Annotated in this window: 28 protein-coding genes; 17 read left to right on the top strand and 11 right to left on the bottom strand. The window is 71.5% G+C overall.

Translation table 11 applies throughout. The features are described 5' to 3' along the window. Positions 1 to 164 precede the first annotated feature (164 nt). From ACZ4MH_RS15005 to ACZ4MH_RS14990, 4 genes are read left to right on the top strand one after another with little or no spacing between them, the layout of a single operon-like run. A complete protein-coding gene (locus tag ACZ4MH_RS15005) occupies positions 165 to 1,475 on the top strand; it encodes an ABC transporter substrate-binding protein (protein ID WP_467754519.1) in 1,311 nt (436 codons plus the stop codon). 27 nt (positions 1,476 to 1,502) lie between these two features. Beyond that, positions 1,503 to 2,471: a carbohydrate ABC transporter permease gene (locus ACZ4MH_RS15000; protein WP_467754525.1), complete on the top strand. Its 969-nt coding sequence runs from the start codon at positions 1,503 to 1,505 to the stop codon at positions 2,469 to 2,471. Next, entirely contained in the window at positions 2,471 to 3,400 is a 930-nt protein-coding gene (locus ACZ4MH_RS14995) for a carbohydrate ABC transporter permease (RefSeq protein WP_351594289.1), read from the top strand. Before ACZ4MH_RS15000 ends, ACZ4MH_RS14995 begins: the two co-directional genes overlap by 1 nt. Before the next feature lie 53 nt (positions 3,401 to 3,453). After that, entirely contained in the window at positions 3,454 to 4,950 is a 1,497-nt protein-coding gene (locus ACZ4MH_RS14990; protein WP_351594291.1) for a GH1 family beta-glucosidase, read from the top strand. A 39-nt stretch (positions 4,951 to 4,989) separates the two neighbouring features. Here ACZ4MH_RS14990 and ACZ4MH_RS14985 read toward each other — a convergent pair whose 3' ends face one another. The 3 genes from ACZ4MH_RS14985 to ACZ4MH_RS14975 form a co-directional block, all read right to left on the bottom strand. Beyond that, complete coding sequence (locus ACZ4MH_RS14985) at positions 4,990 to 5,223, bottom strand: hypothetical protein (RefSeq protein WP_351594294.1); 234 nt, start codon at positions 5,221 to 5,223, stop codon at positions 4,990 to 4,992. A gap of 20 nt (positions 5,224 to 5,243) precedes the next feature. Then, positions 5,244 to 5,927 (bottom strand): TNT domain-containing protein, encoded by a 684-nt coding sequence (locus ACZ4MH_RS14980; RefSeq protein WP_351594296.1) that lies wholly within the window; start codon positions 5,925 to 5,927, stop codon positions 5,244 to 5,246. A gap of 291 nt (positions 5,928 to 6,218) precedes the next feature. Beyond that, positions 6,219 to 6,551 carry a hypothetical protein gene (locus tag ACZ4MH_RS14975; RefSeq protein WP_351594299.1) on the bottom strand — a complete coding sequence of 111 codons (333 nt, stop codon included), beginning with the start codon at positions 6,549 to 6,551 and terminating at the stop codon, positions 6,219 to 6,221. Between the two features lie 335 nt (positions 6,552 to 6,886). Between ACZ4MH_RS14975 and ACZ4MH_RS14970 the strand changes: the two genes are divergently transcribed. Next, entirely contained in the window at positions 6,887 to 6,964 is a 78-nt protein-coding gene (locus ACZ4MH_RS14970; RefSeq protein WP_370443954.1) for a 50S ribosomal protein bL37, read from the top strand. 74 nt (positions 6,965 to 7,038) lie between these two features. Here ACZ4MH_RS14970 and ACZ4MH_RS14965 read toward each other — a convergent pair whose 3' ends face one another. Then, positions 7,039 to 7,446, bottom strand: a complete 408-nt coding sequence (locus ACZ4MH_RS14965; protein ID WP_351594300.1) for a DUF3224 domain-containing protein — start codon at positions 7,444 to 7,446, stop codon at positions 7,039 to 7,041. 103 nt (positions 7,447 to 7,549) lie between these two features. On the opposite strand from ACZ4MH_RS14965, the gene ACZ4MH_RS14960 reads away from it, so the two are divergent. After that, a complete protein-coding gene (locus tag ACZ4MH_RS14960; RefSeq protein ID WP_351594303.1) occupies positions 7,550 to 8,578 on the top strand; it encodes a helix-turn-helix transcriptional regulator in 1,029 nt (342 codons plus the stop codon). Between the two features lie 64 nt (positions 8,579 to 8,642). Here the strand turns inward: ACZ4MH_RS14960 and ACZ4MH_RS14955 are convergent, their stop codons facing one another. Next, positions 8,643 to 9,212, bottom strand: a complete 570-nt coding sequence (locus ACZ4MH_RS14955; protein WP_351594305.1) for a TetR family transcriptional regulator — start codon at positions 9,210 to 9,212, stop codon at positions 8,643 to 8,645. A 94-nt stretch (positions 9,213 to 9,306) separates the two neighbouring features. Here ACZ4MH_RS14955 and ACZ4MH_RS14950 point away from each other — a divergent pair, with 94 nt between their 5' ends. After that, a complete protein-coding gene (locus ACZ4MH_RS14950) occupies positions 9,307 to 10,530 on the top strand; it encodes an FAD-dependent monooxygenase (RefSeq protein ID WP_351594308.1) in 1,224 nt (407 codons plus the stop codon). Positions 10,531 to 10,630: 100 nt separating this feature from the next. On the opposite strand, the gene ACZ4MH_RS14945 is transcribed toward ACZ4MH_RS14950, so the two are convergent. Both ACZ4MH_RS14945 and ACZ4MH_RS14940 read right to left on the bottom strand, forming a co-directional pair. Then, positions 10,631 to 10,858 (bottom strand): hypothetical protein, encoded by a 228-nt coding sequence (locus ACZ4MH_RS14945; protein WP_351594311.1) that lies wholly within the window; start codon positions 10,856 to 10,858, stop codon positions 10,631 to 10,633. A gap of 113 nt (positions 10,859 to 10,971) precedes the next feature. Beyond that, positions 10,972 to 11,874, bottom strand: a complete 903-nt coding sequence (locus ACZ4MH_RS14940) for a helix-turn-helix transcriptional regulator (protein ID WP_351594314.1) — start codon at positions 11,872 to 11,874, stop codon at positions 10,972 to 10,974. A gap of 98 nt (positions 11,875 to 11,972) precedes the next feature. On the opposite strand from ACZ4MH_RS14940, the gene ACZ4MH_RS14935 reads away from it, so the two are divergent. Genes ACZ4MH_RS14935 through ACZ4MH_RS14925 form a run of 3 tightly spaced genes read left to right on the top strand, consistent with a single transcriptional unit; the run spans position 11,973 to position 14,257 of the window. Continuing rightward, positions 11,973 to 12,602, top strand: a complete 630-nt coding sequence (locus ACZ4MH_RS14935) for a non-oxidative hydroxyarylic acid decarboxylases subunit B (protein ID WP_351594317.1) — start codon at positions 11,973 to 11,975, stop codon at positions 12,600 to 12,602. Continuing rightward, positions 12,572 to 13,996: a non-oxidative hydroxyarylic acid decarboxylases subunit C gene (locus tag ACZ4MH_RS14930; RefSeq protein ID WP_351594320.1), complete on the top strand. Its 1,425-nt coding sequence runs from the start codon at positions 12,572 to 12,574 to the stop codon at positions 13,994 to 13,996. Before ACZ4MH_RS14935 ends, ACZ4MH_RS14930 begins: the two co-directional genes overlap by 31 nt. 33 nt (positions 13,997 to 14,029) lie before the next feature. Continuing rightward, positions 14,030 to 14,257, top strand: coding sequence for a non-oxidative hydroxyarylic acid decarboxylases subunit D (locus tag ACZ4MH_RS14925; protein ID WP_351594323.1), 228 nt, complete (start codon positions 14,030 to 14,032; stop codon positions 14,255 to 14,257). A gap of 69 nt (positions 14,258 to 14,326) precedes the next feature. Here ACZ4MH_RS14925 and ACZ4MH_RS14920 read toward each other — a convergent pair whose 3' ends face one another. The 3 genes from ACZ4MH_RS14920 to ACZ4MH_RS14910 all read right to left on the bottom strand — a co-directional run bounded on the left by ACZ4MH_RS14920 (position 14,327) and on the right by ACZ4MH_RS14910 (position 15,845). Next, positions 14,327 to 14,572 carry a hypothetical protein gene (locus tag ACZ4MH_RS14920; RefSeq protein ID WP_351594326.1) on the bottom strand — a complete coding sequence of 82 codons (246 nt, stop codon included), beginning with the start codon at positions 14,570 to 14,572 and terminating at the stop codon, positions 14,327 to 14,329. Between the two features lie 138 nt (positions 14,573 to 14,710). Beyond that, a complete protein-coding gene (locus ACZ4MH_RS14915) occupies positions 14,711 to 15,115 on the bottom strand; it encodes a hypothetical protein (protein WP_351594329.1) in 405 nt (134 codons plus the stop codon). Positions 15,116 to 15,299: 184 nt separating this feature from the next. Beyond that, complete coding sequence (locus ACZ4MH_RS14910) at positions 15,300 to 15,845, bottom strand: MarR family winged helix-turn-helix transcriptional regulator (RefSeq protein ID WP_351594332.1); 546 nt, start codon at positions 15,843 to 15,845, stop codon at positions 15,300 to 15,302. An 86-nt stretch (positions 15,846 to 15,931) separates the two neighbouring features. Between ACZ4MH_RS14910 and ACZ4MH_RS14905 the strand changes: the two genes are divergently transcribed. The 6 genes from ACZ4MH_RS14905 to ACZ4MH_RS14880 all read left to right on the top strand — a co-directional run bounded on the left by ACZ4MH_RS14905 (position 15,932) and on the right by ACZ4MH_RS14880 (position 20,327). Continuing rightward, positions 15,932 to 16,657 (top strand): SDR family NAD(P)-dependent oxidoreductase, encoded by a 726-nt coding sequence (locus tag ACZ4MH_RS14905; RefSeq protein WP_351594334.1) that lies wholly within the window; start codon positions 15,932 to 15,934, stop codon positions 16,655 to 16,657. An 89-nt stretch (positions 16,658 to 16,746) separates the two neighbouring features. Continuing rightward, positions 16,747 to 17,547 carry an SDR family NAD(P)-dependent oxidoreductase gene (locus tag ACZ4MH_RS14900; protein ID WP_351594337.1) on the top strand — a complete coding sequence of 267 codons (801 nt, stop codon included), beginning with the start codon at positions 16,747 to 16,749 and terminating at the stop codon, positions 17,545 to 17,547. Positions 17,548 to 17,689: 142 nt separating this feature from the next. Next, positions 17,690 to 18,094, top strand: a complete 405-nt coding sequence (locus tag ACZ4MH_RS14895; protein WP_351594340.1) for a nitroreductase family deazaflavin-dependent oxidoreductase — start codon at positions 17,690 to 17,692, stop codon at positions 18,092 to 18,094. 100 nt (positions 18,095 to 18,194) lie between these two features. Continuing rightward, the gene (locus ACZ4MH_RS14890) at positions 18,195 to 18,527 is read left to right on the top strand and encodes a DUF3140 domain-containing protein (protein ID WP_351594343.1); all 333 of its coding nucleotides are present in this window, start codon (positions 18,195 to 18,197) and stop codon (positions 18,525 to 18,527) included. A gap of 153 nt (positions 18,528 to 18,680) precedes the next feature. Further along, complete coding sequence (locus ACZ4MH_RS14885) at positions 18,681 to 19,871, top strand: alginate lyase family protein (protein WP_351594345.1); 1,191 nt, start codon at positions 18,681 to 18,683, stop codon at positions 19,869 to 19,871. Positions 19,872 to 19,886: 15 nt separating this feature from the next. Further along, on the top strand, positions 19,887 to 20,327 hold the full coding sequence (locus ACZ4MH_RS14880; RefSeq protein ID WP_351594347.1) for a VOC family protein: 441 nt from the start codon (positions 19,887 to 19,889) through the stop codon (positions 20,325 to 20,327). Between the two features lie 77 nt (positions 20,328 to 20,404). Here the strand turns inward: ACZ4MH_RS14880 and ACZ4MH_RS14875 are convergent, their stop codons facing one another. After that, complete coding sequence (locus ACZ4MH_RS14875) at positions 20,405 to 21,352, bottom strand: LysR family transcriptional regulator (protein ID WP_351594350.1); 948 nt, start codon at positions 21,350 to 21,352, stop codon at positions 20,405 to 20,407. Positions 21,353 to 21,513: 161 nt separating this feature from the next. On the opposite strand from ACZ4MH_RS14875, the gene ACZ4MH_RS14870 reads away from it, so the two are divergent. Beyond that, the gene (locus ACZ4MH_RS14870) at positions 21,514 to 22,230 is read left to right on the top strand and encodes a CatB-related O-acetyltransferase (RefSeq protein WP_351594353.1); all 717 of its coding nucleotides are present in this window, start codon (positions 21,514 to 21,516) and stop codon (positions 22,228 to 22,230) included. The last annotated feature ends 257 nt before the right edge of the window (positions 22,231 to 22,487 follow it).

Genomic DNA, 22,487 nt, shown 5'->3' with positions numbered 1-22,487 from the left:
GCACTGTGCCGAGCGGAACGTCAACTCTCGTCTGTGTTCAAGTCATTGACACATCACCCCGACTGCGGTCACTCTTCCGAAACATCGGTGGGCACGTTCCCAGCGCCGTCCAGCGGCGAATGGGAACGTACCCACATCGGCATGGGCCTGGGAGGGGAACGGCGATGAGCGTTCGGAAAACGATGACGAGGAGATCCCTGGCGGTGGTGTCGGCCGCCGCCGCGCTCGGCCTGGTCGCCGGCTGCGGCGGCAGCGGCGCCTCGGACACCGGCGGCGGGATCAAGGACGGCAAGGTCACCATCACCATGGGCCTGTACGGCGTCATGGGCTTCAAGGAGGCCGGCCTGCTGGAGCGTTACGAGAAGGACCACCCGAACGTCACCATCAAGGCGGAGATCGCCGGGGACGAGCAGACGTACTACACCGCGCTGCAGACCCATCTCGCCGCCGGCAGCGGCCTCAAGGACATCCAGGGCATCGAGGTCGGGCGCGCCAAGGAGCTCGTGGACACCCGGGCGGCGACCTTCGCCGACCTGTCGAAGGTCCCCGGAACCGGACATTTCCTGCCCTGGAAGCGGAACCAGGTCAGCACGGCGGACAAGAAGGTCATCGGCCTGGGCACCGACATCGGCCCGATGGCCGTCTGCTACCGCAAGGACCTGTTCGCCAAGGCCGGGCTGCCCACCGACCGCGAGAAGGTCGCGGAGCTGTGGGCGGGCGACTGGTCGAAGTACGTCGACGCGGGGCGGAAGTTCAAGTCCGGCTTCAAGGGCGACGGCGTGGCCTTCATGGACAGCGCCAGCGGTCTGTTCAACGCCATGATCTACGGCAGCTCCCAGCAGTTCTACGACGCCAAGGGCAAGCTGATCTACAAGGACAACCCGGTCGTCACCGGCGCCTGGGACCTGGCTGCGGACGCCGCCTCCTCGGACCTGACCGCCAAGCTCCGCCAGTTCCAGCCCGGCTGGGACCCGGGACTGGCCAACGGTACGTTCGCCACGACGGTGTGCCCGGCGTGGATGCTCGCCCACATCAGCGAGAAGGCGGGCCCGAAGAACAAGGGCAAGTGGGATGTGGCCAAGGCCCCCAAGGGCGCCAACTGGGGCGGCTCCTTCCTCGGCGTGATGGAGCAGAGCCCGGTCAAGGACGAGGCGAAGAAGCTGGTCGCGTGGCTCACCGCGCCCGAGCAGCAGGCGTACCTCTTCGAGAAGCTCGGCAACTTCCCGTCGTCGGAGAAGGCCCTCAAGGCACCCGAAGTGGCCCACGCGAAGTCGGCGTACTTCAGTGCGGCGCCGATCGGCGAGATCTTCGGCGTCGCCGCCCGGGAGATCCCCGACAAGCAGGTGCTCGGCCGCAAGGACGGCACGATCAAGGACATCTTCTCGCAGGGCCTGACGCTCATCGAGGCACAGCACAAGAGCCCCGAAACGGCCTGGAAGACCACCGACGAGCGCGTCAAGAAGGCCACCGGCTGACCGCCGGCACCCGACCGATACAGGAGGATCCCGGTGGCCCTGCAGACCTATCGGCGGCGTACGTTCTGGCACCGGCTGGACGTGCGCGGCGCCCCGTACGCCTTCGTCGCCCCGTTCTTCGTCGTCTTCGCCGCGTTCAGTTTCTATCCGCTGCTCTACACCGCGTGGATCTCGCTGCACAAAGTGGAGCTGTCCTCCATGGACCTCATGGAGTGGGTGGGGCTGGACAACTTCACGGCGCTGTGGGGCGACGACCGCTTCTGGAACGCGCTCGCCAACACCTTCACACTCGGCGTGCTCTCCACCGTCCCGCAGCTGCTGATGGCGCTGGGCCTGGCGCACCTGCTCCACTACCGGCTGCGCGGCTCGGCCTTCTTCCGGGTCGCGGCGCTGACGCCGTACGCGACGTCGGTGGGCGCCGCCGCGCTGGTCTTCACGATGCTCTTCGAGCGCGACTTCGGCATGATCAACTGGCTGCTGGGGCTGGTCGGCATGGACCCGGTCAACTGGGAGAACGACAAGTGGGCCGCCCAGCTGGCCGTCTCCTCGATCGTCATCTGGCGCTGGACCGGCTACAACGCGCTGCTCTACCTGGCGGCGATGCAGGCCGTGCCGGACGAGCGGTACGAGGCCGCCGCGCTCGACGGCGCCTCGCGCTGGCAGCAGTTCCGGATGGTCACCATCCCCGGCATCCGGTCCACGGTCGTCTTCACGATCGTGCTGTCCACGATCGGCGCGACCCAGCTCTTCGGCGAGCCGCTGATCTTCGGCCAGGGCCCGAACGGCATCACCGGCGGCGCCGACAACCAGTACCAGACCCTGGGCCTGCTGCTTTACGAGGAGGGCTGGAAGAACTACCAGATGGGGCGCGCCGCGACCATCGCCTGGGCGATGTTCCTGCTGCTGATCCTCGTCTTCGTCGTGCAGCGCGTCGTCCAGCGCCTCGCTTCCCGCCCGGCCGGCCGCCGGCACGTCCTGTCCAGGAGCAGCCAGTGATGACCACCGACAGCCTCGAGGCCCCGGCGGCGGACCGGCGCCCGCGCACCGCCGGGCACCCTACGCGTCCCCCGGCCCGCCGCCGGCTGTCCCTGCGGCCCGGCGCCGGACGTCAGCACCACGCGGGCCCCGTCGCCTACGTCCTGCTGGCCGTCGCGACGCTCGCTTCGCTGTTCCCGCTGTACTGGACGCTGGTGGCGGCCTCCAGCGACAACACCCGGGTGTCGCAGACGCCGCCGCCGTTCCTGCCGGGCCCGCACCTCTTCGAGAACCTGGGCAAGGCCTGGAACGACGCGGCGCTGGGCAAGGCCATGGCCAACAGCCTGATCGTGGCAGGCGTCATCGCGCTGTCGACCGTGCTGTTCGCGACCCTCGCGGGCTTCGCCTTCGCCAAGCTGCGCTTCCGCGGCCGCAACATCCTGCTCATGCTGGTCATCGGCACGATGATGGTGCCGCCGCAGCTGGGCGTCGTGCCGCTGTTCATGATGATGAGCGAGCTGGGCTGGGGCCAGCAGCTGCCGTCGGTCATCTTCCCCACCCTGGTCAGCGCGGTGGGCGTGTTCTTCATGCGGCAGTACCTGGCCGAGGCGCTGCCCGACGAGCTGGTCGAGGCGGGCCGGGTGGACGGCGCGCACTCGCTCCGCATCTTCTGGAGCATCGTGCTGCCGGTCGCCCGGCCGGCCATGGCCGTCCTCTTCATGATCACGTTCGTGCACGCGTGGAACGACTTCTTCTGGCCATTCATCGCGCTGGACATGACCAACCCCACCGTCCCCGTCGCGCTGACCCAGCTCAGCGCGGGGTACGTCCGCGACCAGTCGCTCATCATGGCGGGCGCGCTGCTCGGAACGCTCCCCCTGCTGGCGATGTTCATCGTCTTCGGCCGCCAGATCGTGGGCGGGATCATGCAGGGCGCGGTGAAGGGATGACCGCCCGGCCCGCTTCCGTCTCCCCCGTTTCTTCTTCTCCCGAAAGGACACCCTTGACCACCGCATCGCAGACCGCCGCCCGCTCGGAGACAGCCGCAGCGCCGCACCCTCTCCTCGCCGCTGATCAGGGCCCCGCCGCCGGCCTTTCCTTCCCGCCGGGCTTCCTCTGGGGCACGGCCACGGCCGCGTACCAGGTCGAGGGCGCGGCGGCCGAGGACGGCCGCACGCCCTCCATCTGGGACACCTTCGCGCGCACGCCGGGCAAGGTGCGCAACGGCGACACCGGCGACATCGCGACGGACCACTACCACCGCTGGCGCGAGGACGTCGCCCTCATGGCCGAGCTGGGCGTGGGTGCGTACCGCTTCTCGCTGTCCTGGCCGCGCGTCCAGCCGACCGGGCGCGGCCCCGCCGTACAGAAGGGCCTGGACTTCTACCGGCGGCTGGCCGACGAGCTGCTGGAGAAGGGCATCCAGCCGGTGGTCACGCTCTACCACTGGGACCTGCCGCAGGAGCTGGAGGACGCGGGCGGCTGGCCGGAGCGGGCGACCGCCGGCCGGTTCGCCGAGTACGCGGCGCTGGCCGCCGACGCGCTGGGCGACCGGGTCCGTACCTGGATCACCCTCAACGAGCCCTGGTGCAGCGCCTTCCTGGGCCATGCCTCCGGGGTGCACGCGCCGGGGCGTACCGAACCGGTCGCCGCGCTGCGCGCCGCACACCATCTCAATCTCGCGCACGGCACGGCGGTCCAGGCGCTCCGCGCGGCGCTGCCGTCCGCGGCCGACATCGCGATCACGCTCAACGTCCATCAGGTACGGCCGCGTACCGACAGCCCCCAGGACGCGGACGCGGCGCGCCGTATCGACGCCCTGGCCAACCGGGTGTTCACCGGCCCGCTGCTGCACGGCGCCTATCCGGACGACCTGCTGGCCGACACGGCGCGGCTGACCGACTGGTCCTTCGTGCACGACGGCGACACCGCGACCATCCAGCAGCCGCTGGACTTCCTGGGCGTCAACTACTACACGCCGACGCTGGTGTCCGCGGCGGACGGCACGGAGCCCGACCACTCCGCCGACGGCCACGGCGAGAGCGGCCACAGCCCCTGGCCGGGCGCCGACGACGTGGTCTTCCACCGTCCGCCGGGCCGTACGACGGCGATGGGCTGGGCGGTGGATCCAAGCGGCCTGTACGACCTGCTGCTGCGGCTGAAGGCGGACGCGCCGGACCTGCCGCTGATGATCACCGAGAACGGCGCGGCGTGCGACGACTACGCCGACCCGAGCGGCGAGGTGCGGGACCCGGACCGGATCGCGTATCTGCACGGCCACCTGGCGGCCGTGCACCGCGCCATCGAGGCCGGCGTGGACGTCCGCGGCTACTTCCTGTGGTCGCTGCTGGACAACTTCGAGTGGGGCTACGGCTACAGCAAGCGCTTCGGCGCGGTGTACGTGGACTACCCGACCGGGCGCCGCATCCCGAAGGCCAGCGCCCGGTGGTACGCGGAGGTGTCCCGCACGAACACCCTCCCGGCGGCGGACACCGAGTAGCGGACACCGATTAGCGGACACCGAGTAAGTGCCGGGCCCTCAAGTGAGCAGGGCCAGCAGGTGGGTACAGGCCGCGGCCTCGTCCGTATGGCGGGCGATGACCTCGTAACGGCCGCGTTCGTACGCACCGGTCTCCCACGCCCCGTCCGGCGTCCTGCGCAGGTACAGGAAGTCGGGGGGCGTGGGGGCCGGCTCGTGCACGCCCTCGATCCGGTAGTGGCCGTCGGCCACCCCGGCCGCGCGCAGCGCGGACCGCAGCTGCTGCCGGTCCATGGCGTCGTCCGCCGTCCGGCCTACGCGTCCGCCGGCGTGAGGTACCGGTGGTCCACCAGCCACTTCACGTTGAGCCGCTGGCCCTCGCCCGGGTTCAGGAACACCGAGTCCAGCTTGATCTGCTGGCCGCCGCCGGGCTGTTCGAACCAGGGGGCGATGCTGCCCTGCCACACCCAGAACGGCTTGATCACCTTGTACGTGTGGTAGTCGCACGGCGAAACGGGTTCGCGGGTGTTGAGGTTCTGCGGGGGCAGCGCGCGCTCGGCGTACGGGTCGCCGGCCGGCGCCAGGTACCCGCCGAACTCGGAGCCGAAGCGGTCCAGCCGCTGGCCGGTGCGCAGCTTCGACGGCTCCTTGTCGATCTCGCCGTTGACCTCGGCGAATCCGTCGTTGGGCGGGTACTTCCAGCTGCCCGAGTCCGCCGGTCCCTGCCAGTACTTCTTCAGGAAGGCGGCGGGCGACAGCGTGCCCGTCCGGTGGTACCCCTTCAGGAGCGGGCCCACCGGTGCCAGCCGCTTGTTCGGCAGCCATTTCGGGCCGAGCCGCGCGTCACCGTTGAACTTGCCGGTGCAGGGCTCGTGCCGGGCGGCGGCGTCGGCCGCCGGGCGCTTCTCCTGCTGCTGCGGCGCGGCGCTCGCGGCAGGGGCGGCCGCCAGCCCGGCGGCCAGGCCGAGCGCGGCGAGCAGGGTACGGAGTCGGTTCACTCAGGGCTCTCCTTGTGCGGTCGTGCAGACCTGCTGCGTGGGGACGGCTTTCCGGGCCGACGGCGTGCGCGTACACGTGTGCACGCTGCGGGTGCTGATGCTGATGTGCCATCAGCTCGGACCATTCCGCACGGTAACCGGTCGTTCACGTAGGGCGGTAGCACGCGACGCCGATTTCCGGCCACCCGTCACGGCCCGGGGTGCAGCGCAAGCCAGCGCAGGGTGCCGCACAGCAACGCAGCAGGGGCCGCCGCGCGGGCGACCCCTGCTGCGTGTGTTTCGGGCGTTCTCTCAGAGGCCCAGCAGCCCCAGGCCCAGCAGGCCGCCCTTGCCGCCACCGCCGAGGAGGCCGTTGTTGCCCTGCTGCTTCGGCGTCTCGCCCGGCCGCGCCTCGTCGCCCGGCATCGTGTTCTGCTCCTGCCCCGGGAAGGCGCCCGGCTGCGCGGGCTCCGGGTCGCCGGACATGCCGGCCGGGCCGTTGACGGGGTCTTCGTCGCCGGGGTCGCCGGCGACCTGCACTGCGCCGGCGGCGGACGCCGGAGCGTAGGCGGCGGCCACGGGGGCGCCGAGGAGGACGATCATGGAGGCGGCGGCTGCCGCACCTGCCGCGAGTCGGGTACGCACGGTGCTCTCTCCCTCGCATCATGGATGTGACGTGTCCGTCCTTCCGCGCGGTGGCGCATGGCTAACAGAACTTCACCCGACTACCGGCGCAAAGATCACTGGATCGCACGGTGATCACTGGATCGCACGGTGCCCCAGGCGGGCGCCCGTCGTTGCACCGTGAGGTGGTTGCGGTCGTGGCGTGCGGTGGTGGTCATCGCGGCGTGAGGTGGTTCACGCGAAAGAAGTGGCGTTGCGCGTGCGGGGCTGGGTACGGGCCCCCGAGATCGCCGAGCGGGATACCGGTATGAAAGGGTGGAAACTCGGCGAAAAGCAACGCGAGAAAAGGAGCCGCCATGTCGTCCAAGCGCCGCCGCAAGAAGAAGGCACGTCGCAAGAACGGTGCCAACCACGGCAGCCGTCCGCAGTCCTGAAGGACGAAGGACGCCGTAGGGAAGGAGGCCGGTGGGCACAGCCCACCGGCCTCCTTCCCTGTCCAGGTCAGTCGTCAGTCCAGCGCGTACTCGAAGGTGTACGGGACGGACGGCGCGCCGTGCACGGCGGTGAAGGAGCCGGTGCCGCGCAGCCCGGCCAGCTCGCCCGTGCCCGTGCCCGGCACCACCTCGAACGTGCAGTGCACCGTGCCGTCGGGCTCGAAGGAGCCGCGCTCCTCGACGACGAACGTGCCCGCGCGCCCGTCGAGGCTGCCGGTCAGTACTTCCATGCCGGTGAACGTGCCGGTCTTCTCCGTGGCGTAGACGATGGTGTACTCGCACGTCGTGCGGGCCGCCTCGATGCCACCGGTGAAGGTGTTGGTGACGGAGGCGTGCGCGAGCTTCGGGTGCGCCTCGGCCGGGCCGACGGTGCGCTCCTGCCAGTCGGCGAAGGTGAAGTGGCCGGTGGTCTGTGCGGGCATGGCCGCCCTTTCGATCGGCCGCACGGCCTGTTCCGCGCGGTGTGTGACCAGCCTGTCCGCCGTACCTGACACCTTCTGTCAGGTACACGGGACAATGGCTGCCATGCGTGCCGACCGGCTTCTCTCCCTGCTCCTGCTGCTCCAGAACCGCGGGCGGCTGACGGCGTCCGAACTCGCCGCGGAGCTGGAGGTGTCGGTCCGTACCGTGTACCGGGACATCGAGGCGCTCGGCGCGTCGGGCATCCCGGTCTGCGCCGACCGCGGCCCCGACGGTGGCTACCGCCTGATGGATGGTTACCGCACGCGGCTAACCGGGCTCACCGACGCCGAGGCCGACGCGCTCTTCCTCGCCGGGGCGCCGGGCGCCGCGGGCGAGTTGGGCCTCGGCGCGGTGCTGGCCACCGCGCAGCTGAAGCTGCAGGCCGCGCTCCCGGCCGGGCTGGCGGATCGGTCGCGGCGCGTCCAGGACCGGTTTCACCTGGACGCGCCCGCGTGGTTCCGCGAGGCCGACCCGGTCCCCCATCTCGGCCGCGTCGCACAGGCGGTGTGGGAACAGCGCGTACTGCGCGTCCAGTACCGGAAGTGGGGCGGCGACGGCCACCGGGCGCTCGACCTCGGCCCGCTCGGCCTCGTCCTCAAGGGCGGCATTTGGTACTTGGTAGCGCTGGCGGGCGAGGCGATCCGTACTTACCGGATCTCCCGCCTGCTGGCCGTCGACGTCACGGAGCAGGCCTTCGACCGGCCGGCGGAATTCGACCTGGCCGCGCACTGGGCGGAGTCCTCCCGCCGCCTGGAGACCGCCCTCCACCAGGGCGTCGCGCAGCTGCGGATCTCGCCCCGCGGCCGGCAGCTGCTGCCCATGCAGTTCGGCGCCGCGGGCGCGCGGGCCCTCGAAGCGGCCGGGCCGCCCGACGACGAGGGCTGGGTGCGGGTCGAGCTGGCGGTCGAGACACCGGCCGTCGCGGTCGGCGACCTGCTCAGGCTGGGCACGGAGGCGGAGGTGCTCGGCCCACCCGAGTTGCGCGCGGCCGTGGCCCGGACGGTGGCCGAACTGACGCACCGTTACGCGGCGGGCCCGCCTGACCCTGGGCTGACGCACCGTTACTCGGCGGCCACCCCGGCCTCGGACTGACGCACCGTTACGCGGCGGCGCCCTGACCCCGTAAGGCCGCCCGCGCCGCCCGCGTTGCCCGGATTCAGCCCGCCGGGCTCGTGGCGTCCTCGATCAGCCGGTGCGCCGCGGCGTCGATGCGGGCCGTGTCGCCGGTGACCAGGCGGTCCTGGCACAGCCCGCGCAGGCCCGAGACCAGCAGCGTGGCCCGGACCCTGGCGTCCTGCTCCGCGTGTCCGAGCCGTACGTAGGCGGCGGCGATCGGGCCGACCATCACCTCGACCGCGTCGGCGGCCAGCGCTCCGTACGGCTCCGGCTGCGTGGTGGCCAGGCTGAGCAGCTGCAGCAGCATGCGGACCAGCCCGCGCTGCCTGCCGACCGTGATCGCCTCCCACAGCGCGCGGGCGGCGCGGCGCAGCTCCGCCGCGTCGTCGACGCCGCCGAACATCGCCTCGGCGTCGGGCCGGCTGGCCGCCAGGGCCTGGGCCAGGAGGTTCTCCCGGCTGCCGAAGTAGTAGAGCAGCATCCGTTTGCTGGTGCCCACCGCTTCCGCGAGTGGGCTCAGGGACAGGCCCGCCAGGCCGTGGTGCTCCAGATGCTGCACCACCTTCTCCAGCAGTTCGGTCCGTTTCCGTGAATCCGTCGCACGAGGCACCCCTTGACCGTACCGATCGGTACACCTACAGTCCAACGCGAACCGTTGATGTACCGATCGGTACATCAACAGCGGCGAGACGAGGAGGCAGAGCATGGGCGCAACGGGCCCGGACATCGCGATCGTGGGGGCCGGCATCGGCGGGCTCACCCTGGCTCTCGCCCTGCGGGCACGCGGCATCGACGCGGAAATCCACGAGCAGGCACCCGAGTTGCGCGAGGTCGGCGCGGCGGTGGCACTGTCGGCGAACGCCACCCGGCTGCTCGCCCGGCTCGGCCTGGACACGGAGCTGACGGCGGCCGGCGCCGAGCCGACCGAGCTGGTGTACCGGCACTGGCGGGACGGCCGCCGCATCGCCGCGCACCCGGTCGGCGACTCGTACCGTACGCGGTTCGGCGGCCCCTACCTGGGCGTGCACCGCGCGGCCTTCCAGCGCATCCTGGGCGACGCCTGGGGCAGCGAGCGGCTGCACCTGGGCACGGCGGTCGGCGGGGTGCACGAGGACGCGGCGGCGGACGGCGGCGGGGTACGCCTGGACCTCGCGGACGGCCGGAGCGTGCGGGCCGGGCTGGTCGTCGGCGCGGACGGCGTGCACTCCACCGTGCGGCGCCAGGTCACCGCCGAGGACGTCACCGCGTACTCCGGTACGAGCGGCTTCCGCGGCCTGGTGCCGGCCGAGGCAATGCCCTCGCTGCCGGACCCGGCGGCCATCCAGTTCTGGATGGGGCCCGGCGCGCACGTGCTGCACTACCCCATCGACAGCGCCGGAACGGTCAACTTCCTCGCGGTGGTGGAGGGCCCGGACCGCTGGGCCGACGGCACTTGGCGGGCGGAAGCCGCGCCCGGGGAACTCCTCGCGGCGTTCGACGGCTGGCACCCGGCGATCACCGAGATGCTCGCGGCCGCGCCGCAGAGCGCGCGGTGGGGTCTGTTCGGGCAGGCGCCGCTGCGGCGGTGGAGCCGCGGCCGGGCGGTGCTGATCGGGGACGCGGCGCACGCGATGCTGCCGCACCACGGGCAGGGCGCCAACCAGACCATCGAGGACGCCGTGACGCTGGCGGACTGCCTGGCCGACTCCCGCGCGGCCGGCGGGCCGGACGCGTACGGCGCGGCCCTGCTCCGGTACGAAGGGCTCCGGCGGGTGCGCACCCGCCAGGTGCAGCGCAGCTCCTGGGTCACCTCCGGCCTGCTGCACCTGCCCGACGGGCCGGCGGCCGAGCGCCGGGACCGGAAGCTGGCCACGGTCCCGGCGGACTTCGGCTGGATCCACGCCCATGACGTACAGCGGGAGCCGGTCGCGGGCCCGCGCGCTTCCTGACGGTGCGTCATGACCTAGTACGCACAGTGGCGGTGCCGCCCCGGTCCCGGGGCAACACCGCCACTGGACGGCACGACAGCTCAGCCGTCGCCCGGACCGGTCAGAACCGGCCCGCGTCGACGAGCCCCATCCAGTAGGCGGCGGCCCGCGCGTCACCCACGGTCACGACGCCGTCGTGGCCGCCGACGCTGGTCATGCTGCTCGCCGAGCCGCTGAGCATCCCGCTGACGTCGTCGTGGTCGTGCGCGGAAGCGATGCCGCTCATCGGGACCAGCGCGGCCGAGGCCAGGGCGAGAGACGCAGCGGTACGAGCGAAGATCTTGCGCATGTCATACCTCTTCAGGTAGGTGGGTTGATCGCCCCCATGCTTCTCCGCCCCGCCGGTTCCCGAAGCGCGGCGCTCGGGCAATTGACCCTGATGGCCGACCGAGGTGAGCCGGGTCACCGAGTCGTCGGATTTTCACTCCGCACGGCCTGTTCCGTCGCGCCGCGGGCCACCGCCCGGAACTGTTGCGGCGTGCGGCCGTCGCGCTTGCGGAAGAACTTGGAGAAGTCGCCCGGCTCCCGGAAGCCGAGCCGGCGGGAGACCTCGGCCGCCGGGGCGTCGGTGTGCACCAGGAGGCGCTTGGCCTCCAGGAGGATGCGCGCGTCGAGGTACTGCTTGGCGGACAGGCCGGTGGCGGCGAGCGTGGCGCGGGTGAGGGTACGGACGTTGTAGCCGAGCGCGGTGGCGTAGTCGGCGACGCGGTGCGTGTCGGCGAAGTCGCGCTCGACGGCTGCGTGGTAGTGCGCGAAGGCGCCGCCCGGCCGGTGCGCGGCGGGGGTCTCGGGGCGGGCGTGGGCGAGCCGCAGCAGCAGCACGGCCAACAGCAGGCGCAGCGCCTCGATGTGCGCCTGGAGGGGGATGGAGGCCAGGTCGGCGTACTCGTGGGTGAGGTGGCGCAGGGCGAGCTGGGTGGCGCGGGCGTGCGGCCCCTCCGGCAGCAGCGGGACCTGCTCGAAGGGCGCCTCGGCGTCGGCGAAGCCGGGCTGCCAGATCACGATGGTGCCGCGCGCGGCCGCCAGGTCCTCGGGGACGTACTGGTGCACCTGGCCCGGCTGGATCCACAGCCAGCTGCCGGCGCGCAGCACGTGCTCGGAGAAGTCCACGGTGTGCCGCAGGGTGCCGGAGCGCACGTGGATGAGGTGGTGGAAGCCGGGGCGCTGCGGGCTCCCCAGATCGATGCCGCGGCGGTCTCCGCGGGCCCGCAGCTCGGCGAAGTCCAGGACGTCCATGCCAATGGGCGCGCCGAGAGACGGCCGGTAGGCGACGTCCGTGATCGAGAGCTGTCCGTTTTTTCCCATGCTGAGTCCGTAGCGTACCGCTGTCGTCCCCGTACCCCCTCCTACGGTCGCACAAGAGGCAGCGATGAGCCGGAAGCTGCCGGAGAGCGAGGTGCGACGTGCGGCTGATCGTGGGAATGACCGGGGCGACCGGGGCGGTCTTCGGAATCCGGGTGCTGGAGCACCTGGCCGAGCTGCCGGAGGTGGAGACCCATCTCGTACTGAGCCGCTGGGCCCGGTCCACGATCGAGCTGGAGACCGGCCGGAGCGCCCGCGAGGTCGCCGGGCTGGCCGATGTCGTGCACAGCCCCGAGGACCAGGGCGCGGCCATCTCGTCCGGGTCGTTCCGGACGGACGGCATGATCATCGTGCCCTGCTCGATGAAGACCCTCGCCGGCATCCGGGCCGGTTACGCGGACGGCCTGGTCGGCCGCGCCGCCGACGTCGTACTGAAGGAGCGCCGCAAGCTGGTGGTCGTCCCGCGGGAGACGCCGCTCAGCGAGATCCATCTGGAGAACATGCTGGCGCTGGCGCGGATGGGCGTGCAGATCGTGCCGCCGATGCCCGCCTTCTACAACCACCCCGCCACCGTCGACGACATCGTCGACCACATCACCGCCCGCATCGTCGACCAGTTCGACCTGCCGGCGCCCGCCGCCAAGCGGTGGGCCGGCATGCGGGCGGCGCGTCACCACAGCACTGACAGCAAGGAGCCGACATGGCCTACGACGACCTCCGCAGCTTTCTGACCACCCTGGAGGGCGAGGGCCAGCTGCTGCGCATCACCGACGAGGTACTGCCCGAGCCGGACCTGGCCGCGGCCGCCAACGCGGCGGGCCGGATCGGCGAGGGCGCCCCCGCCCTGTACTTCGACAACGTCAAGGGCTTCACCGACGCGCGGATCGCCCTGAACGTGCACGGTTCCTGGCGCAACCACGCCCTCGCCCTCGGCCTGCCCGCAGCCACCTCGGTCAAGGACCAGGTCGAGGAGTTCGCGCGGCGCTGGGACGACTTCCCCGTCGCGCCCGAGCGCCGCGAGGACGCCCCCTGGCGCGAGAACACGCAGGAGGGCGCGGACATCGACCTCTTCAAGGTCCTTCCGCTCTTCCGCCTCAACGACGGCGACGGCGGCTTCTACCTGGACAAGGCCGCGGTCGTCTCCCGCGACCCCGACGACCCGGACCACTTCGGCAAGCAGAACGTCGGCACGTACCGCCTGGAGGTCATCGGCCGCGACCGGCTCGCCATCCAGCCGGTCCCGGTGCACGACGTGGCGCTGCACCTGAAGGCGGCCGAGAGCCGGGACGAGGACCTGCCCATCGCGATCACGCTCGGCAACGACCCGGTGATGACGATCGTGGCCGGCATGCCGATGGGGTACGACCGTTCCGAGTACGAGATGGCCGGCGCGCTGCGCGGCGCGCCCGCGCCGATCGCCACCGCGCCGCTCACCGGCTTCGACGTGCCCTGGGGCTCGGAGGTCGTCATCGAGGGCGTGATCGAGGGCCGCAAGCGGCAGATCGAGGGCCCGTTCGGCGAGTTCACCGGGCATTACTCGGGCGGCCGCCGGATGCCGGTGGTCCGCATCGACCGCATCTCGTACCGCACGAACCCGGTCTTCGAGTCGCTCTACCTGGGCATGCCGTGGACCGAGGTGGACTACCTCGTCGGGCCGAACACCTGCGTGCCACTGCTCAAGCAGCTGCGCGCGGAGTTCCCCGAGGTGCAGGCGGTCAACGCGATGTACACGCACGGCCTGGCCGTGATCATCTCGACGAAGAAGCGGTACGGCGGCTTCGCCAAGGCGGTCGGCATGCGCGCGATGACCACGCCCCACGGTCTGGGGTACGTCGCCCAGGTGATCCTCGTCGACGAGGACGTCGACCCGTTCAACCTGCCGCAGGTGATGTGGGCGATGTCCTCCAAGGTCAACCCCGCGGACGACGTCGTGATCATTCCCAACCTGTCCGTCCTGGAGCTGGCCCCGGCGGCCAACCCCGCCGGCATCACCAGCAAGATGATCATCGACGCCACGACCCCGGTCTCGCCCGACAATCGCGGCAACTTCAGCACCCCGGTCCGCGACCTGCCCGAGACCAAGGAGTGGATCGGCCGGCTGAACGCGCTGATCGCCGCCCGCTGACCCGCCCCCTGCCTTCCCCTTCCGGAGACCCGCATGATCTGCCCCCGCTGCGCGCACGACGCGCTCGACACCCTCGCCCACTCCCCCGTCCCCGGCGTCTGGGACGTGCTCCAGTGCACCCGCTGCCTGTACACCTGGCGCACCACCGAGCCCGACCGCCGTACCCGGCGCGACGCGTACCCCGCGCAGTTCCGCCTCACCCAGGAGGACATCGACAGCGCCATCGAGGTCCCGGCGGTGCCGCCGCTGCACGCCGGCTGACGCTCTCCTCGGAACGCGCGACCGGGCCCCGCTCTCCTCTGGGGAGGGCGGGGCCCGGTGCGCGTGCGGTCAGTCGTTGTACATGTCGAGGTCGCCGCCCATGCCGGTCTCGATGGAGACCGAGGTCGACCAGTCGCCACTGCTGTGCCATCCGTGCGGCCCGTGGCCGTCGCAGTGGTGGTGCGTTGTCGTGACGACGATCCTGCTCTTCAGAAAGTCGTCGTCATCGTGGGCGGACGCCGTACCACCGGCGGCCAGGACGAGTGCCGTCACGGGGAGTGCGACCGCGGCCAGGCGCAGAGCGGAGCGCTTCATCGATACCTCCATCGGTTGCCACAGGAGGAGGCGGCGTTCCCGCGCCGCCTCGTTGGTCGATGAGTAGCCGAGTCGCTGAATCGACACACGTACCGCCACCCGAACGGCAGGGCCGCGCCTCTGCCGCGGCCCCTCGCCCTACGGCTGTACCGAGATCTCCCCGATGCCGGTGCCGAGACTGCCGCAGTGCGCGGTGGACTGCCCCGACTGGCCGGGGTTGAGCGTGACATGCTCGCCGTCCACGTCCGGCGCCCAGCCGCAGACCAGGTGCACCCAGAAGGTCTGCGGTGCGCCGCCGTTGTTCCGGCAGAGCGCGTAGCCGGTGTACTCGTCGTTGGCGTGCTTGCCGGTGTCGCAGGACAGGCCGGGCGGGATCGCGAAGGCGGCCGGTGCGGCGCCTGTGAGGTGGGTGGTCGGGGCGGACGGCGCACCGGCGGCGGACGCCGTGGCGGACGGGGAAGAAGTGGCGGCCGGGACGGTGAGCGCGGCCACCATGACGGCGGCGGCCGCGGTGGCCTTCATCCCTGTGGCGGTCAGCTTCATGGTTTCTCCTGGACGTTCTCGGGCCGGGCCCGTACTGCCTGGAGCGGGTACGGAACTCCGGTCGCATGCCAGGAATTGCTCCCACCCGCCCGGGCGCGAAAAACCAGGGAGATCGTGACGCTGAGTGAGTGCCGCATGAGTGTCGACGCCCGGCCGCGGGCGCCCGGCCGGCATCGACGGTGCGTCAGGCGGTGTCGCCCGTGCGCGTCCTGACGTCGGTGAGCAGCTTGTCCAGCAGGGCGGCGAGGGTGGCGCGTTCGGACGCCGACAGGCCGGCGACGAGGGTGGCTTCGCGGCCGAGCACCTCGTCGACGGAATGCTCGACGAGCGCGTGGCCCGCGTCGGTCAGCGACACCAGGACCGCCCGGCTCCCGGGTCCGGCCGGGGCCCGCCGGACGAGCCCGCCGCGCTCGGCCCGCGCGACGCGCTGGGAGATCGCGCCCGCGGTCACCAGCGTCCGCCGGGCGATCTCCCGCGTACTGAGGGTGTAGGGCGGCCCGGAGCGGCGGATGACGGACAGCAGGTCGAGGGTGGCCGTGTCGATGCCCGCGGCGCGCAGCGCCCGGTCGCGGTCGATCGCGAAGAGCTTCCCCAGCCACCAGATCGGCGTCACGATCTCGATCGACTCGGTGGGCGTGCCCGGCCGTTCCCGCTGCCACGCCGCCGCGATCTCGGCGGCGGGATACGACGGGACGGCGCCGCCCGCGGCGGTGCCGAGGTCCTCGCTCATGGTGCGCTCCCGCTGCCGTGGGGTACGTTTAGACCTAAACATAGCAGTGCGCAGCAGCTCGCAGAAGTTCTCAGGGGAGGAACCTCATGACCCGCACCGTGCTCGTCACCGGCGGTACCAGCGGCATCGGGCGCGCCGTCGCCGGGGCGTTCGCCACCGACGGGGCGAAGGTCGTCGTCACCGGACGCCGTGCCGACACCGTCGAGCGCGCCGCCGTCGAACTGGGCGCCGAGGGCGTCGTCTGCGACGCGACCGACCCCGCTCAGGTCGCGGCGCTGGCCGACCGGATCGAGGCGACGGGCCGGCTCGACGTCCTCGTGAACGCGGCCGGCGGCCTGTTCGACGCCGCGTCGGCCGCGGGCTCGCCGCTGGACAAGCTGGTCGCCGAGTGGCACGGCAACCTCTCCCAGAACGTGCTCGGCGCGGTGCTGACCACTGCCGCCGTACGCGACCTCCTCGCCGACGGCAGCTCCGTGATCAGCATCGGGTCGATCGGCGCGGAGCGCGGCGGCGGCTCGTACGGCGCGGCCAAGGCGGCCCTCCAGGCGTGGAACGCCGCGTTCTCCGCCGAGGTCGGCCCGCACGGCATCACCACCAACGTGATCTCCTCGGGTTACGTCGCCGGCACCGCCTTCTTCGGCGGGCAGCTGCCGGACGCCCGGCACGAGAAGCTGGTCCAGGAGACGCACAACAAGCGTCCGGGCACGCCGGAGGACATCGCGCAGACCGTCTTCTTCCTCGCCTCTCCCGGCGCCCGGCACATCACGGGCCAGACGATCCACGTCAACGGCGGCGCCTACACCACGCGTTGACGCGCGCCGGACGGCTGTCGGACGGCTACCGGAATAAGGTGTTCCGGTAGCTTGCGCGGGTGCCGATCAGCGAAGGAGTGAGCGCGGAGATGGAGACGACCGGAACCGGGACGGCCGTGGTGACCGGGGCCTCGTCGGGGATCGGCACGCGGTACGCCGAGCGGCTGGCCGAGGCCGGCTGGGACCTGGTGCTCGTGGCGCGGCGGGCGCAGCGGCTGGACGAGCTCGCCGGCCGGCTGCGGGAGACGGCCGGCGTCGCCGTCGAGACGCTCGTCGCCGACCTGGGCGTACCGGAGGACCTGGCGCGGACGGCCGAGCGGGTCGCGGCCGAGGACGTGGCGCTGCTGGTCAACAACGCGGGCATCAATGGCTACGGAAACTTCACCGAGGTCGACCCGATGCTGCTGACGCGGGTGCTCAGCGTCAACGTCACGGCGCTGACGGTGCTGACCCGGGCCGCCGTCCCCGGGATGCTGAAGCGCGGCCGGGGCGCGGTGGTCAACGTCGCCTCCCGCCTCGCGTTCGCCGGCTCGCTGCCCCCGGACCCGCTCCCCCGGCGCGCCGTCTACGGCGGCACGAAGGGGTACGTCGTCACCTTCACCCGGACCCTCGCGGCCGAGCTGGCGGACACCCCGCTCCGCATTCAGGTGCTCTGCCCGGGGCTCACCGCCACCGAGTTCCATCTGACGACGGGTGAGGAGTCGGTCGCCGGTACGGAGCAGCGGGTTCACGCGGAGGGGGGAATGCCGGTGGACGAGGTGGTGACGGCCTCGCTGGCGGCGCTGGAGCGGGGCGAGGTGGTGTGCGTACCGGGTCTGGCGGACACCCAGGAGGCGCTGGACCGGCTGGTCGCCGCCGAGGTGGGGATGCGGGGCATTCCGCGGCGGTGAGCGCCGGGCGGCGCGGCGCGACCGCCGGAGCGGGGCGGCCGGGGTGCGCCGGGCGCGGATCGGCGCGGAACGGAGGTGTACGCGGCGCCCCACGATGGCAGGTTTGCCCTGTCCCTGTTCGTCCGTACGAAGGAGTCGGCCGATGCTGTTCGGCAAGGAACACGTGAAGCGGTACGTCGAGACCGATGGCGCGGAAGGGCACGAGTGGCAGGGCACCACGACGCTCATCCTCACCACCACCGGCCGCAAGAGCGGCGAGCAGCGCAGCACGCCGCTGATCTACCAGCCCTTCGGTGACGACCTGCTGGTCGTCGCCTCCAAGGGCGGCTCGGACGCACCGCCTCTGTGGTACCTCAACCTGCAGGCGAATCCCGAGGTCCAGGTACAGGTGAAGGGCGACCGGTTCACCGCGCGCGCCCGCACGGCGACGGCGGAGGAGAAGCCGGCGATGTGGCGGACGATGGCGGCGGTCTGGCCGCAGTACGACGAGTACCAGCAGAAGACCGACCGGGACATCCCGGTCGTGGTGCTGGAACGCACTGCCTGACGGCCGGGTGACGCGGGGTTTGCCCAGGTGGGTCGCCGGATACTTGTGCGGCGTACATTCCGGGTGATTCCGGGCGGTCGTGAGCCCGAGGAGGCATGTCGTGAGCGCACAGGTCAGCACCGAGTTGTGGGACGCGTTCCACTCCGTCGTCAACATGACGTCGCGTGAGCTGCAGGAGTGGCTGAGCGTCCAGGCCGCGGGCCAGGAGTCGGAGGTGGTCCCCGACCAGGCCGGTGCGCCGCTCGGGCGGCACGTACTGGAGATCCTCGGCAAGCGCCGTACCGACCTCACGGAGGACGACGCGCAGGTCATGCGGCGGGTGTGCGAGATCGTGGAGACCCAGCGGGCCGAGCACCGCGACCCGCAGGCGGGCGGCGCCGACTGGCGCCACGGCCTGATGAACATCGGCCACGACCCGCTCAAGCCCGCCTGACGGCCGCGGAGACGGGCCCCGCTGTACCGGCGGGGCCCTTTTCGCGTTCTGGCAAGGAGTGTTGACACGTCTGGTGCAGACCTTTAGGTTCACCGACCATCGCGCCTGTCCAAAGAGGCGACCACCGTTCACATACAAGGACGGAAACCCCCCATGCCAGTGCAGAGACGTCCCCACCGTGCGGCACGCACCATCGGCACCGCCCTCCTCGCCGCCACCGCCGTCCTGGCCACGCTCGCCGCCGCGCCGTCGGCCGGCTTCACCCACCCCGGTGTCCTGGTCTCCCGCGGCCAGCTCGACTTCGTCCGCGACAAGGTCGACTCCGGGGCACAGCCCTGGAAGAACGCCTACGACCGGATGAAGGCGAGCAAGTACGCCGCGCTCGACCGCACGCCCAAGCCGCGCGCCGTCGTCGAGTGCGGCTCCTACTCCGACCCCAATTACGGCTGCACGGACGAGCGCGAGGACGCCCTCGCCGCGTACACGCTCGCGCTGACCTGGTACGTCAGCGGGGACGAGCGGTACGCCAAGAAGGCGATCGAGATCATGGACGCCTGGTCGGGCACCATCAAGGACCACACCAACTCCAACGCCCCGCTGCAGACCGGCTGGGCGGGCTCCTCCTGGCCGCGGGCCGCCGAGATCATCCGGTACACCTACACCGGCTGGGCGCAGGACAAGGTGGACCGCTTCAAGACCATGCTGCGCACCGTCTACCTGCCCAAGGTGATCGGCGGCTCGAACTCCAACGGCAACTGGGAACTGAGCATGATGGAGGCCGCCGTCGGCATATCCGTCTTCCTCGACGACAAGGCGTCGTACGACAAGGCGATGGCGAAGTTCCGCGGCCGGGTGCCCGCGTATGTCTACCTCAGCGGCGACGGCGACCTGCCGAAGACCGCGCCGGGCAGCGGGCTGGACAGCCGCGACAAGGTCATCAAGTACTGGCAGGGTCAGTCCACCTTCGTCAACGGCCTCTCCCAGGAGACCTGCCGCGACTTCACCCACACCGGTTACGGCATCTCCGCGATCTCGCACATCGCCGAGACCAGCCGCATCCAGGGCCAGGACCTGTACGCCACCGACGTCGGCGAACGGCTGCGGTACGCGCTCGGCTTCCACGCCAAGTACGAGCTGGGCGAGGCGCCGCCGACCTGGCTGTGCGGTGGCAGTATCAAGCGCGGCCTCGGCCCGGTCACCGAGGTCGGGTTCAACGCGCTGCACGGCCGCCTCGGCCAGGCCATGACGAACACTCAGACGCTCACCGAACGCGGCCGCCCGGCCGGCTCCAACAACCTCTTCGTCGGCTGGGAGACCCTCACCCACGCGGAGAACCCCGAGTGACCAAGGAGACCCGGCATGACGATCCAGCGGATGGACAACGTCCTCATCGTTGTCGACGACCTTGAGGCCGTTATCGCGTTCTTCGTCGAACTCGGCATGGAGCTGGAGGGTAAGGGGCCGGTCGAGGGACGTTGGGTGGAGCGTGTCATCGGGATCGACGACGTCCGACAGGACATCGCGATGCTGCGGACCCCGGACGGCCACGGCCGCATCGAACTGGCGAGGTTCCACACGCCGAAGGCGATCAGCGCCGAGCCCAAGGACGCGCCGGCGAACACGCTGGGCATTCGCCGCGTCATGTTCGCCGTCGACGACATCGAGGACGTCGTTGCCCGCCTGCGCGCCCATGGGGCCGAACTCGTCGGCGAGTTGGCGCAGTTCGAGGAGAGCTATCGGCTCTGCTATGTCCGCGGCCCCGAGGGCATCATCGTCGGACTGGCCGAGCAGCTCGGCTGAAGGCTGCCGACGGGACCGTGCGCGCCGAGTTCACGGTTGAGGGACCGGTTCTGGAAGGCGCGGCCCCGCTGCCCCGGCTATCGGATCCGGTCCAGGACCGTGCGGGTGGCCCGGCGCAGTGCGGTCACTATCGGCCGGTCACGGTCGGGGGTCCGCCAGGCGAGGGCCGTGTGGCACAGCGGGAGGTCGGTGACCTCGGCGTACGCGACGCCGTGCCGCTGGTAGAGCCAGCGGGCCGGCTCCGGCGGGAACTGCACTCCCTCGCCGAGGGCGATGGCCGTGAGCGCGGGCTCGAACTCGGCGATCTGGTGCGCGGTGTAGCGGGCCGGGCTGCCGTCGGGGCGGGGGTCGACTCCCCAGAAGTCCCGCCAGACCTTGGGGATCTCCGGCGAGAAACCGATGAACCGCCGCTCGCTGAGCCGGGCGAGCGTCAGCGGGCCCGCGTCCGCGAGCGGGTCGGAGGCGGCCAGGCACACGACGCGGCGCAGCTCGGCGAGGCGCTGGGTCTGGATCCCGGGCGGCACGGGCGGGAAGAGGAACGCCGCGTCCACGCCGCCCGCGAGGACGGTGGCCGCGGAGTCCGCGAAGCCCATCCGGACGATCTCGACCTCGATCCCCGGATGCCGCGCCTTCAGCTCCGCCAGGATCGCCGGGATCGGGTGGACGGAGGTGATGGCCTCGAAGGAGCCGATGACCACCCGGCCCGAGAGCGTACGGATGCGCTCGCCGGCGACCTGCCGCAGCCGGTCGGCGGCCTGCACCATCGCCCGGATCTCCGGGAGCAGTTCCTGCCCCGAGGGGGTCAGCCCCGCCGTGCGCGTGGTGCGGTCGACCAGGGTCAGCCCGAGGCGCCGCTCCAGCGAACGGATCTGCTGCGAGAAGGCGGGCTGCGTCATGAACACCCGCTTCGCCGCCCGGCCGAAGTGCATCTCCTCGGCCAGCAGCAGGAACAGTCTCAGCTGGTGTGTGCTCGGATCCGTCGGAGCACTGCTCTCCGGGCCGGTCGGGCCGGTGTCCCCCGCCATGGACGCATGGTAACAACGCGCACCGTGCCCGTTACCGCGGAAAGCACACCTCCCGCGGCGCCGGGCACAAAAGTCTCACACCTCTTTACCGGCAGCACACCCGCGGCACACAGAAGAAAACCGGAAGACCTTGCGCAGCCGCGCTGTTAGCGTCCGCGCCCATGACCGAGATCTTCAACAATTTCACCGAAGTGCAGCGAATCGACACCGATCCCGAGGTGTCGGCGCACCCGCTGATCGCGCTGGAGGAGGGCCGGCACAGCTGGTACAGCGGCTACCACCACCAGGAGTCGTTCGCCGCGCGGCTGCGCTACGCCTTCGACGACCGCACGGAGTACGGCGACAGCGGCGTGCCCCTGGACCGGCTGCGGATCGGGAACTTCTGCCAGTTCGCCTCGGGCACGGCGTTTCTGCTGGGCGGCAATCACGGGCACGACACCCACCCCGACGCCGTGACGCCGTACGGCTTCAACTTCTTCGCGCACGAGCACGACGCCTGGGCACCGGCCGGCGACACCGTCGTCGGGCACGAGGTGTGGACCGGCTACGAGGCGGTCGTGCTGCCCGGTGTGCGCATCGGGACCGGCGCGATCATCGGGGCGCGCGCCGTCGTCTCCAAGGACGTCGCCCCCTACTCCGTCGTGGTGGGCAACAACAGGATCGTCCGGCACCGCTTCGACCCGCTGCGCCGCAAGCTGCTCTGGCGGATCGGGTGGTGGAACTGGAGCGACGAGCGGATCGCGGAAGCGCTCCCACTCCTCCAGGGGCGCGACGTCGCGCAGCTGGCCCGGTATGCCGGAATCGACCCGGAGGATGTCGCGGGGGACGTCGACCCGTGCACGCTGACCGGCGCCAGGGCCCTTCCGCACCGCCCTTGACCTGCGCGTTTGTGCACATGTCGAAAGGTCCGGCGGGCAGCGTGTGACATCTGTACATGGTGAGTGGCGGAAATTCTTCCTAGCGTCTGCGTAACGCAAGATCGAACCCCCGTGACCTCCCGGGTGACCCCCGGGGGCCGGGACACCCCGGGACACCGGGCCCCGGACGCCGGGCGTCCGCCCGCAGCGCGCCGCCGGCTCCCCGCCTCCCCCACGCGACGCACCTCATCGCGGACCGCCGCACCCCGCGGCGCGCC

The sequence above is a fragment of the Streptomyces sp. NPDC026301 genome (genome assembly GCF_055567935.1).
The sequence above is the reverse complement of the archived record's forward strand: the minus strand, read 5'-3'. Positions and strand labels throughout refer to the sequence as shown.